A 12,170-nucleotide genomic window follows, 5' to 3' on the forward strand; every position below is an offset into this window, starting at 1 on the left:
TCCTATCCCTATGCTGATAACATGACACTTGAGGATCTGATCATCCAGGCCGGTGGCTTGAAAGAAGCCGCCTCTACTGTCCGCATTGATGTGTCGAGACGAATCAAGAATCCCCGTAGTACTGCGGATAATGATACTATCGGTCAGATGTATACCTTCTCTTTAAAGGATGGTTTTGTCATCGACGGTCAGCCCGGTTTTATCCTTCAGCCTTATGACGAAGTTTATGTCCGTCGCAGTCCGGGTTATCAGGCGCAACAGAATGTAGTCATTGATGGTGAAATTCTTTTTGGAGGAAATTATGCCATGACCAATCGTGAGGAACGTCTTTCCGATCTGGTGAATAAAGCGGGTGGTCCTACCAGTCTTGCCTATCTTCGTGGTGCGAAATTGACCCGTGTGGCAAGTGCCGGTGAGAAGAAACGTATGGGTGATGTGATTCGCCTGATGAGCAGGCAATTGGGTGAGGCCATGATTGACTCTTTGGGTATTGGTGTTGAGGATACCTTTACGGTAGGCATTGATCTGGAGAAGGCTTTGACTAATCCTAAGGGTAGTGCCGACCTTGTCCTACGTGAAGGTGATGTGGTCTTTATACCTAAGAATACTAATACTGTAACTATCAATGGTGCTGTCATGGTTCCGAATACGGTTTCTTATATGAAGGGAAAGAATGTGGATTATTACCTGAATCAGGCCGGTGGCTATTCTGATAATGCAAGGAAGAGTAAGAAGTTCATTGTTTACATGAATGGTCAGGTGACTAAGGTTAAGGGTAGCGGTAAGAAACAGATTGAGCCGGGATGTGAGATTATTGTGCCTAGTAAGGCTAAGAAGAAAGGGAACATAGCTAATATTTTGGGTTATGCTACTTCCTTCAGTTCTTTGGGTATGATGATTGCTTCTATTGCTAATCTTATAAAGAAATAATAGAATTTACTTTTATGTCAGAACAACAACTAAATAGAAATGTCTCTTCAGAACAGGATAAATTATTAAATGATGAGATGGAAATCGATTTGATGGATATTCTGCGTAAGATAATAAGCATCCGCAAAACATTATATAAAGCTGCCGGAATAGGATTGATTATGGGGATTATAGTAGCATTTAGTATTCCTAAGCAATATACAGTCAAAGTGACTTTGTCACCTGAAATGGGAAATTCCAAAGGCACTAATGGGATTGCCGGACTTGCAGCTTCATTTTTGGGAAGCGGCGCAACAATTGGAGATGGTACTGATGCATTAAACGCTTCTCTTTCATCAGATATTGTTTCATCTACTCCCTTTCTTTTGGAACTTCTTGATATGAATGTTCCAAGCGCAAAAAAAGTAGAACAGACTTCTTTGGAATATTATTTAGAGGAGCAATCTTCTGCTTGGTGGAGTTATGTGATGGGTATCCCCGGTTTGGTAATTAGTGGCATAAAATCCTTATTTGAGGATGAGAATAAAGAGTATATTGATAAAACAAACAATAATCCTATTGAACTTACCCAAAAGACAAGTAAGAAAATAAAGATTCTTAAGAAAAACATTATTGCTTCCGTAGATAAGAAAACAGCTATCACTAATGTCTCAGTTACCTTGCAGGATCCTAGAATCGCTGCAGTTGTTGCTGATTCTGTTGTGCATAAGTTGCAAGAATACATCATTGGCTATCGTACCTCAAAAGCAAAAGAGGATTGTATTTATTTAGAGATGTTATTCAAAGAGCGCCAAGATGAATATTATGATGCCCAAAGGAAATATGCTGAATACGTGGATACGCACGATAATTTGATTCTTCAAAGTGTCCGTGCTGAACAAGAGCGATTACAAAATGACATGAGTCTAGCCTATCAAGTTTACAGTCAGGTAGCCAATCAACTACAAGTTGCAAGGGCGAAAGTTCAGGAAGAAAAGCCCGTATTTGCAGTAGTAGAGCCTGCTGTGATTCCATTAAATTCATCCGGCATCAGTTTGAAAATTTATGTTTTGGTATCTATCTTTTTGAGTGTAATTAGTGTTATTGTTTGGAATTTGTTGGGAAAGAACTTCTGGAGTACCTTGATGGGGAAGGTAAATGATTGAAAACAATGCATTTATGAACTATAATGTAGCTAAGATGACTATAGTCGTATGATTTGTTCATTAAATATAAAAGAAGTTATATAAGAATGTTTGCCACTCTTGAAAACAATAAACGAATTGCAAAGAATACCGCAATGCTCTATGTTCGGATGCTTTTTATCATTGCAGTTTCACTCTATACTTCGCGAATAATTTTACAAGCATTGGGCGTAGAAGATTATGGCATTTACAATGCTGTAGGAGGTGTTGTAGCTATGTTTTCAATAATATCTGGATCTTTGTCAGCTGCAATTAGCCGTTATTTAACTTATGAGATAGGTATAGGCAATAAACAAAAGCTAAATATAATATTCTGCACATCTGTGAATATCCAGATAGTGATGTCATTGATTGTTATGGTAATTGCTGAAGTTGTGGGTGTATGGTTTTTAAATACAAAAATGAATATACCGGCAAATCGTTTATATTCAGCGAATTGGGTGCTTCAATGCTCAATAATAACCTTTATGGTGAATCTCATCAGCGTTCCTTATAATTCATTGATAATTGCCCATGAAAAAATGTCAGCATTTGCTTACATTAGCATCCTAGAGGTTATTTTGAAATTAGTAATATGTTATTTATTGTGCTTATTCCCAGGGGATAAATTGATATTATGGTCAGTGTTGCTTATGTCCGTATCTCTAATTATGCGTATTGTTTATGGATATTATAGTAAGCATCATTTTAAAGAGGCTCATTATCGTTTTATATTAGATAAAGTCTTACTTAAAGATATGTCTAGATTTATTGGATGGGCGTTTTTCGGTAATGGAGTAGTTGTTCTTAAAGATCAAGGTTCAAGTATATTATTAAATATATATTGTGGTCCTGTTGTGAATGCAGCTCAGGGTATAGCGATGCAGGTTAATGCTGCTGTATATGGCTTTGTAAATAATTTCCTTATGGCTGTTAATCCTCAGATAACGAAATCATATTCAAGTGGGGAAATAAGTTCTATGCATAGCTTAATTCTTCGTAGTGAAAAGTTCGCATTTTTCATTTTGCTGCTTATCTTCTTCCCTTTGATAGCAAATATAGACTATGTCGTTGGATTGTGGCTTACAGAAGTGCCAAAGTACACTTCAACCTTTATTGTACTTATTTTGCTGTATTCTTTGTTGGATTGCTTCTCTAATCCGCTTTTAACTGGGGTATTAGCTGAGGGTAATATTAAACTTTATGAGATATGCCTAACGATTATTTACTTAGTAAATATATTAGCCTCTTTTTTGTTTCTTAGATCTGGCTTTGCACCGGAATGGGTGTTTATTCTTAATATAATATTTAAGGCTTTTGTCATTTGTGCGCTACTTTGGCAATCTCATTTAAAGTATGATTTTCAGATACGTAAATTTTTTAGTCAAGTTCTTTTGCGTTCTTTTGCTGTGTTTATTCTGTGTCTATTATTCTCTTATTTTATCAATATTCAATTTTCTACTCCGTTTTTGAATTTTATTCTTTCAGCTATAGTAATTTTTATATTTACTGGGTTAACTATATATTTTATAGGGCTCAATAAAGCTGAGTCCACTTTTGTCATTGAGATTGTAAAGAGAAAGATAAGTGTGAAAAGGTAGGATATATATAGCTTTTTGATGGATTTTAGAGTGATTAATATGATTGAAAGACTATACGAATAATTAATTGAGACAGAATGATTGATCAAGAAAAGAAGACAATACATCGTCGTATCCTCTTGCTTGGTGGTACTGGAGCTATGGGGGAGCATTTGACTCGTATACTTGCTGAACAAGGTGATGATGTACACGTAACTACGCGTAGCTGTCGTATGTCTGAGAGGAATATTACTTATGTACAGGGGAATGCGCATGAAATTACGTTTATTAACGATTTGCTTCGAGAGTCTTGGGATGCAATTGTTGATTTTATGGTGTACAATACGGATGAATTTCGTGTTCGTGTTTCTCAGTTATTGAAGGCTACAAAACAATATATATTCATTAGTAGTGCCCGTGTTTATGGTCCAACAAATTCGTCTGATGAGCTTATTAATGAAGAAACGCCACGTCTGCTAGATATGATTAAGGATGAAGAATATCTGAATACTGATGAATATGCTTTATCAAAAGCCAGACAGGAGAATATTCTTCACGAGGCAGGCTGTAATAATTGGACTATTATCAGACCCTATATCACTTTTAGTGAAACACGGCTTCAGCTTGGGGTACTTGAAAAGGAGGATTGGCTTTGGCGTGCTATAAACGGCTATTCTATTGTTTTTTCAAAAGACATCGCATCGCATTACACCACGCTTACATATGGTTATGACGTATCTCGAGGTATTGCGGGGTTGATTGGATTACCTGCGGCTCTTGGTGAGGTATATCATATTACTACAGATGAAGCTTATAAATGGGAAGAAATTTTAGAAGTTTATCTTCATGTATTAGATAAATACTTAGGTCATCGTCCGGAAGTTGTTATGACAGATAAATGCTTAAACTTGCGGTTTCCGGCGATGCAATTTCAAGTAAAGTATTGTCGATTGTTTGATCGTCGTTTTGATAATTCAAAAATCAGGCTTGCTGTACCTACACTTCGTTTCAAAAATACTAGAGATGAAATAGAATCTTGTCTAGGCACGTTTTTAGAATCGCCACTTTTCTCTTCTCCTGCTCTTTTACTGAATGCTCAAATGGATAGAGTGACTGGGGAACGGATGCGCTTGAATATATATTCCACGTTGAAGTCTCGCTTAAAGTACTTAGTTGCTCGTTATGCACCGACAGAGATTGTTAAAGTTCTAACTAAATAAGATAAAAATTGATTATATTTATGAATCAGAAATATTACACTGCTGAACGAAGCGTTCAAATACTTATATCATTGCTCAAACAGCATGGCATTAAAAGGATAGTTGCCTCCCCGGGTACGACCAATTTAACGTTTGTGGCGAGCATAATGCAAGACTCTTGGTTTGAGATGTATTCTAGCGTGGACGAACGTAGTGCTGCTTATATGGCTTGTGGTATGGCAGCGGAATCTGGCGAAGTTGTCGTGTTGAGTTGTACTGGAGCAACTGCCTCGCGGAATTATGTGTCAGGATTGACAGAAGCTTATTATCGAAAGTTACCAATATTGGCAGTAACAAGTACACAGGATATTAATCGCATTGGACATCTGATTCCTCAAGTAATCGATCGTCGAGTTGTTCAGAATGATATTGTATTATTAAGTGAGCATGTTCCTGTTACTTTTAATGATGCAGACGAATGGAGCAATACCGTGAAAATCAATCGTGCTTTGCTAGAACTCCGACATCGGGGCGGTGGTCCGGTGCATATAAACCTTACAACTATTTATAGTCGTGACTTTTCGATAAAGAATTTGCCGCAGGCACGTCTTATTAGGCGTATATGTTTAGGAGAGGAATTTCCTCCTTTTCCTAAAGGGCGTACTGCAATTTTTGTTGGGGCGCATCTGAAATTTACTGAGTCGGAAAAAAGAGCGGTTGATAACTTCTGCGGTACACACGATGCTGTTGTCTTTTGCGATCACACAAGCGGTTATGAAGGGAAATATGCTGTTCCGTTATCAATTCTTACATCACAGGAGCAAGATATATGTAGTCTTGTGAATATTGATTTGTTGATACATATTGGAGAAATATCCGGTGGATATATTACTATGTGTCCTAAAACGGTATGGCGTGTGAATCCTGATGGTGAATTGAAAGATAGTTATCAACGTTTGACCCATGTATTTGAAATGCCGGAGCAATCGTTTTTTGAACATTATGCTGATACAAACTGTATACAGCGTACAGATTTTTTGGACATTTGTATGGAAGAGCTACGAGCTATATGGGCAAAAGTTCCGGAAACACTTCCTTTTTCTAATGTCTGGATTGCTTTGCAGACCGCTCATCGTTTACCTGCAGGAAGTGTGTTGCATTTAGGTATTTTGAATACTTTGCGTACATGGAATTTCTTTGCAAAGAAAAATGAAGTTTATGCATATTCCAATACAGGTGGGTTTGGTATAGATGGTAATGTATCTTCGCTGGTCGGTGCATCTCTTGTTCATCCGAATCGTTTGTATTTTGGTGTGATAGGAGACCTTGCTTTCTTTTATGATATGAACGTGGTGGGTAATCGGCATGTAGGTAATAATGTTCGAATTTTGCTTATAAACAATGGAAAGGGGACGGAGTTCCGCAATTACATGCATCCGGGTGCTGCTTTTGGTGAAGAGGCTGATACATTTATTGCCGCTGGAGGTCACTATGGAAATAAGTCACACGTATTAATCAAGCATTATGCTGAAGATTTAGGTTATGAGTACTTGAGTGCTAATAATAAGGATGAATATGTACAAGTTGTAGATCGTTTTCTTATTCCTGAGATAACGGACCGACCGATGATCCTAGAAGTTTTCACCGATAACGCAGATGAGAGTGAAGCGATTCGAATCATCAATAATTTAAATGTATCTACTACTGGAATGATGAGAAGTACAGCAAAGGAAATATTAGGAGAAAAGGGTATTAAAATAATAAAGAAGATATTGAATAAATAATACGGTAAAAATGAGAATCTGTATATTAACCCAACCTCTTCATACTAATTATGGTGGATTACTTCAGGCTTATGCATTGCAGGCGATATTGAAACAAATGGGGCATGAGGTCTGGACGGAAGATCGAAAATGGAAACGTCCTTTAATTGTTAACGTGAAACAATTGATTGCACGTCTGATAAAGTATAAGGGACTTTATTATCCTACTGATAGACAAGAACAGTATATGGCTCAAAAGACTATTCCGTTTATTCGTAAATACATAACGACTACAGAGCCTATTTCATCGAACACTAAAAAGGAGTTACGAAAGTATCATTTTGATGCTTATTTAGTAGGAAGTGATCAAGTTTGGCGTCCTATATATTCTTATTGTTTGTCAAATTATTTTTTAGATTTTACAATAGGTCAGCATGTTAAACGCATAGCTTATGCAGCTTCTTTTGGTACTTCGAAGTGGGAATTTACGGAGGGGCAGACAACACGATGTGCAGCTTTAGCTAAGCAATTTGACGCAATTTCCGTTCGTGAAGATAGTGGTGTTGTATTATGCAAAAAATACTTGGGTGTTGATGCTGTCCATTTGTTAGACCCGACGATGCTTTTGAATAAAGAAGATTATATTCGTTTGGTCGAGCAAGAACAGATACCGTCTTCAGAGAAAAAATTAATGACATATATTTTAGATCAGTCGGAAGAGAAACAAGCCATTGTTCGGAAAATTTCTCAAACTTTAAGCTTGTCTCCCAATGTTGTGATGCCAGAAAAGAATTTTGCTCAAGTAGGGAAGAAAGATATTGATCAATGTGTTTTTCCTCCTGTAACAGATTGGTTACGTGGATTTATGGATGCGGAATATGTTGTTACGGATTCCTTTCACGGGACAGTGTTTTCGATAATTTTCAATAAGCCTTTTGTTGTGATGGCGAATAGAGAGCGGGGTATGGCTCGTTTTACTTCTTTGCTGAAGAAATTTGAGTTGGAAGAACGTTGGGTACATTCGTTGGAAGATGTAACAGAGCAAAAATTACATGATTCAGTGAATTTTGAGAAAGTGAATCGGATTTGGAACATAGAGAGGGAGAAGGCGAAAAGATTTCTTATAGAATCATTGGATTTATAAACTAAGTTTTATTTATGGATATACTGGTAAGTGTTATTGTCCCTGTTTATAATGTCGCTCCTTTTTTGAGAAAATGTATTGATTATATAATAGTGCAGTCTTTTGCAGATTTTGAATTATTGTTGATTGATGATGGTAGCCAAGATGAGAGTGCGAATATTTGCGATGAATATGCATTGAAGGATGATCGTATTCGTGTAATTCATCAGGTTAATGCTGGTGTTACTGCTGCAAGACGAAGAGGAGTAGAGGCCGCAAGGGGCAATTGGCTTTGTTTTGTAGATGGTGATGATATGTTACCTAAAAATGCTTTATGGGATTTGTATAATAATAGCTCAGCAGGGGTAGATATCGTTATAGGAAGTCAATTTTACATGGTAGACGAACAGGGAAAAAAAATTCGTGAAATATGTGGGCAAAGCTCTTTGGGTGATTGGAATAATATAGATTTTTTAAAAGCTTTGTTGGAAGGGAAAACTCCTTTGTCTGTATGTGGGAAGCTTTATTGTAGAGACTTGTTTGATTCTTCTGTATTGGATTTACCAAAGTCAATACCTTATGGTGAGGATTATATAATGAATGTCCGACTGGCAGTCAAAGTACGCAAAGTGAGAGCTATTGACAAACATGTGTATAATTATGTGCAACATGGAAATAGTTGTATGCATACTTTTCAGAATACTTGGGAATATGCAAAACAAATGAATAAATTTCTTTTGCAGCCAATTAACTCACATGGTTTAGAGGAAACATGTAAGAAAAGTCTTTTTTATGCTCGTATTCATATGTTGTTAGAAGTTTTAAATGACAATGATCCGGGATTATCCAAGGAAGATCCTTTTTTTATGGAGATAAAAGAATATGCTAAAACTATAAATTTGAGTTTAAGAGAATGGTTAGTTTTGAAAATGGTTGCTTGCCCTTTTCGCTTGAGATATTTAATTATAGAGACAGTAAGAAAATTAAATCGGTTATTTCGTAATTTGCTTTTGCGGTATAATTAATGTGTAGAGTATGATTAGTAATATCATTCCATTTATGATATTTATATTGTTTTTCTTTGTATTGTCATTCATGGATACCTTTTCTATAAAAGTAAATGATAATATAAAAAAACAATTACTTTTTTTTTCTTTATGCGTACTTGTTGTATTTGCTGGTTGTAGATGGAGTTCTTATGAAGTGGGATATGATATAGCTATATTTGATTATGGAACTTATAAAAATATCTATAATTCTCCGTTAAGTATTTTCAATTTTTTATCAGAGTATGCTTCTTCTGATTTAGAAATTCAATCACAAGAAATTGGATATGTATTCTATTCATCCTTATGTCACTTGCTTTTAGGTGAGAATTTTAATTTGTACTTATTGTTTACCAATTTTATATTAATTGTTTTATTTTATAAAAGCTTGAAGCGGAATGAAATAAATACAGCCCTTTTTTATCTTTTTTTCTTTTTGGCTTCGAGATTATATTTACAATATAATTTTATTCTTTTGAGACAAGCAATTGCAATGTCTATAATATGGATGTGGGCTTTTCCTTTACTACTTAAGGGTGAAAAAATAAAATTTATTTTAGTTGTATTTGTGGCAGCAACTTTTCATTTTACCGCTATTATTGCTTTGCTGTCATTTTTTATGGTTCGTGATTTAAATACTAAAAGGATAGTGACTTTTATTATTATAGTCGGAATCTTAAATGTTACTAGAATTACTGATTATTTTATATTAACTATTGTTGATCATGTATTGTCATTAATGGGTGCTTCTGGTGGGGTTGGGGAGAAATTGTCTAAATATTTATTGGAAGGTGATGCTGAGAATGGATTTAGGGGATTAAATATGGTAACCTTTATAGAAGCACTGCCTTTTTTGTATATTGTAAAAAAATATAAGAGGATATTATGTCAGTCGTTGGTCGGTAAATTTTACCATAATATGTTTTACATATTTGTACTGTTGTTAGTAATTACTATGAATTTTGGATTTCTAACTAGGATGTGCCAATATTTTATTTTTTCGTATTTTTTCTTAATATCTTTCTATTATAGGGAAAATAAGGATGTGAAAGAGCAAAGAATGTTATTGTTCCTATTCTCTAATTATCTATTGATATATTCTGTACGTTATATTTTTATTTGGTTTTATTCCACTGAGTATTCATTTTTCTTATTTAACTTGTAAATGAAAATAGCCTATATCCTTCCATCTTTGAGGAATCAGGGACCGATAATCGTAGTAAAAAATATAGTAGATTTTTTAGTAAGGTGGGGATGTGAAATAGATGTTTTTTACTTTGATGATTTTCCATCTGCTATGTGTTTTAACTGTCCTGTGAAAAAGATATCAATGAAAACTCTTATTGATTTTGAGCAGTACGATATTATTCATAGTCATTGTTTACGCCCCGATATGTATATTGCCAGATGGAAGAAAAAAATAAATAGAGCAAAATTAGTATCTACTCTTCATCAAGATACTTATTGTAGTTTTCGGTATCAATACAATTTTATTCTATCGTATTTGTTTACGAAATATTGGTGTTTTATACAGTCCAAATTTGATGTAGTAATAAGTATATCAGAGCAGATAAAAAGAGCGTATGAAGGATGTATAAAAGCTCCAATGACTACTATTTATAATGGTTGTGTAATTAATTTGGATGGAGAAGAAGATGACCAGATTGTAAAAAGTATATTGGAGATGAAAAAATTATATAAGATATTAGGTACGTATGCTTTTGTTACCCCTAGGAAAGGGTTGGATCAGATAATTAAAGTGATGCCATATTTACAAGAATATGTATTTATTATAATTGGTGAAGGGCCTGATATTAAAGAATTGAAATCATTGTCTCAAAAATTGTGCATATCTGATAGAATTATATTTTTCTCTTATCAGAAAAATCCATGTAATTATTTACCTTATTTTGATGTGTATGTTATGCCGTCATATTCGGAAGGATTTGGATTAGCAATGGTAGAAGCCGCTTTGGCTAGAAGAGCTATAGTTTGTTCGGACATACCTTCCTTTCATGAGATATTTTTTAATAATGAGGCGTGTTTCTTTAAATTGAAAGATATGGATTCCCTGCAAAAAGCCATAATAAAAGCCTATGAAAATAGAGATGTTATGGGGGAAATGGCATATAAACGAGCTTATAGTCATTTTACTACTTCAAAAATGGCAGAGAATCATTTGAATTATTATCAAGGACTTTTAAGAAAATGAACGACTTTATTTCAATTTAGAATTAAAATGTAGAACTCTTTTATTCTTTTATACAATGTGTTTGTAGAATGAGGGATTTACATTTTATATACCTGTTGATGTGCTAAAGTATGTTAGATTGATTTGTTGTGCGGTTGGATATATGATTATTTAAAGAATATAATATTTAATAATAGATGATTACAGCTTCAATAGTGTCTTATCATCATAAGATGGATGAGATACGTAAAGTGATGGACTGTGTTTTAGCTAGTCCAGTAGATAAACTTTTTATCATAGATAACTCATCAAATGATCGCTTGCGAGAGTTAGGAGAGATTTCAGAAAGAGTTCGTTATATTCATAGTGTGAATCGTGGATATGGTGCTGGACACAATATTGCAATTCGGGAATCAATGGATTTAGGTGCAGTTTATCATGTTGTGGTAAATCCTGATATTTATTTTGCGGATGGTGTGTTGGAAGAATTAATCTCATATATGGATGAACATAAAGATGTTGGGCAGATTATGCCTAAAGTATATTATCCGAATGGAGATTTGCAGTACATATGTAAGCTGATACCTACTCCTTTAGATTTGATATTTAAACGTTTCTTTCCCTCGTCTATTACGGAAAGGCGGATGTATAAATTTCAACTACGTTTTACTGGATATAATAGAATTATGAATGTGCCATATTTGTCAGGGTGTTTTATGCTTTTTCGAATGTCTGCTTTGCAAGATATTGGATTATTTGATGAACGTTTTTTTATGTATCCTGAGGATATTGATATTACTCGTCGAATGCATGAAAAGTATAAAACTATTTTTTTTCCAAAGGTTTCTATTATTCATGCGCATGCCGCAGCTTCTAAAGTAAATATTAGAATGCTTAAAGTTCATATACTGAATATGGTAAGGTATTTTAATAAATGGGGATGGATTTTGGATTCTAAGCGGAGAAAATTGAATAAACAAGTATTGAGAGAATTGCAAAGTATCAATGGGGGCTGATAATGTTTTGTATGTAAAAATAAGCTCTTTCAATTTAATTTTTAATCATATATTTATGGGGTATAATGATAATTTCATTCCCGACGGAATGAATGCTTTTGAGCGCAATGTAAAGCGAATTGGGGATTGCATTATTGCGGGCATATTACTGATTATTTT

At 34.7% G+C, this 12,170-nt stretch carries 10 protein-coding genes and 1 pseudogene; all 11 read left to right on the plus strand.

All coding sequences use genetic code 11. The annotated features are described in order from the left end of the window. Positions 1-930, plus strand: a 930-nt coding sequence (locus tag DW640_RS22430) for an SLBB domain-containing protein (RefSeq protein ID WP_199610451.1), incomplete at its 5' end; no start/stop codon positions are given. Positions 931-944: 14 nt separating this feature from the next. After that, on the plus strand, positions 945-2,075 hold the full coding sequence (locus DW640_RS22435; protein WP_008763395.1) for a chain-length determining protein: 1,131 nt from the start codon (positions 945-947) through the stop codon (positions 2,073-2,075). 86 nt (positions 2,076-2,161) lie between these two features. Continuing rightward, positions 2,162-3,694 (plus strand): lipopolysaccharide biosynthesis protein, encoded by a 1,533-nt coding sequence (locus tag DW640_RS22440; protein WP_117578969.1) that lies wholly within the window; start codon positions 2,162-2,164, stop codon positions 3,692-3,694. A 77-nt stretch (positions 3,695-3,771) separates the two neighbouring features. Beyond that, positions 3,772-4,893 carry an NAD-dependent epimerase/dehydratase family protein gene (locus DW640_RS22445; RefSeq protein WP_008762077.1) on the plus strand — a complete coding sequence of 374 codons (1,122 nt, stop codon included), beginning with the start codon at positions 3,772-3,774 and terminating at the stop codon, positions 4,891-4,893. Positions 4,894-4,913: 20 nt separating this feature from the next. Further along, complete coding sequence (locus tag DW640_RS22450; RefSeq protein WP_117578970.1) at positions 4,914-6,656, plus strand: thiamine pyrophosphate-binding protein; 1,743 nt, start codon at positions 4,914-4,916, stop codon at positions 6,654-6,656. Positions 6,657-6,666: 10 nt separating this feature from the next. Then, a complete protein-coding gene (locus tag DW640_RS22455; protein ID WP_008762079.1) occupies positions 6,667-7,779 on the plus strand; it encodes a polysaccharide pyruvyl transferase family protein in 1,113 nt (370 codons plus the stop codon). A 14-nt stretch (positions 7,780-7,793) separates the two neighbouring features. Beyond that, complete coding sequence (locus DW640_RS22460) at positions 7,794-8,783, plus strand: glycosyltransferase family 2 protein (protein WP_117578971.1); 990 nt, start codon at positions 7,794-7,796, stop codon at positions 8,781-8,783. Between the two features lie 10 nt (positions 8,784-8,793). Beyond that, positions 8,794-9,969: an EpsG family protein gene (locus tag DW640_RS22465; RefSeq protein WP_117578972.1), complete on the plus strand. Its 1,176-nt coding sequence runs from the start codon at positions 8,794-8,796 to the stop codon at positions 9,967-9,969. Beyond that, positions 9,970-11,016, plus strand: coding sequence for a glycosyltransferase family 4 protein (locus DW640_RS22470; protein ID WP_117578973.1), 1,047 nt, complete (start codon positions 9,970-9,972; stop codon positions 11,014-11,016). A 176-nt stretch (positions 11,017-11,192) separates the two neighbouring features. Continuing rightward, positions 11,193-12,011, plus strand: a complete 819-nt coding sequence (locus DW640_RS22475; protein ID WP_117578974.1) for a glycosyltransferase — start codon at positions 11,193-11,195, stop codon at positions 12,009-12,011. A 55-nt stretch (positions 12,012-12,066) separates the two neighbouring features. Beyond that, a pseudogene (locus DW640_RS24145) lies at positions 12,067-12,170 on the plus strand (sugar transferase); the annotation flags it as partial.

Origin of the sequence: Bacteroides sp. AM23-12, assembly GCF_003434395.1 — a bacterium.
Lineage (GTDB): Bacteria > Bacteroidota > Bacteroidia > Bacteroidales > Bacteroidaceae > Bacteroides > Bacteroides thetaiotaomicron.

Excerpts from the sequence above, each read along its gene's own strand:
- DW640_RS22450 (WP_117578970.1), top strand. The coding sequence starts at position 4,914 with ATGAATCAGAAATATTACACTGCTGAACGAAGCGTTCAAATACTTATA.
- DW640_RS22470 (WP_117578973.1), top strand. The coding sequence starts at position 9,970 with ATGAAAATAGCCTATATCCTTCCATCTTTGAGGAATCAGGGACCGATA.
- DW640_RS22460 (WP_117578971.1), top strand. The coding sequence starts at position 7,794 with ATGGATATACTGGTAAGTGTTATTGTCCCTGTTTATAATGTCGCTCCT.
- DW640_RS22440 (WP_117578969.1), top strand. The coding sequence starts at position 2,162 with ATGTTTGCCACTCTTGAAAACAATAAACGAATTGCAAAGAATACCGCA.
- DW640_RS22475 (WP_117578974.1), top strand. The coding sequence starts at position 11,193 with ATGATTACAGCTTCAATAGTGTCTTATCATCATAAGATGGATGAGATA.
- DW640_RS22465 (WP_117578972.1), top strand. The coding sequence starts at position 8,794 with ATGATTAGTAATATCATTCCATTTATGATATTTATATTGTTTTTCTTT.
- DW640_RS22455 (WP_008762079.1), top strand. The coding sequence starts at position 6,667 with ATGAGAATCTGTATATTAACCCAACCTCTTCATACTAATTATGGTGGA.
- DW640_RS22435 (WP_008763395.1), top strand. The coding sequence starts at position 945 with ATGTCAGAACAACAACTAAATAGAAATGTCTCTTCAGAACAGGATAAA.
- DW640_RS22445 (WP_008762077.1), top strand. The coding sequence starts at position 3,772 with ATGATTGATCAAGAAAAGAAGACAATACATCGTCGTATCCTCTTGCTT.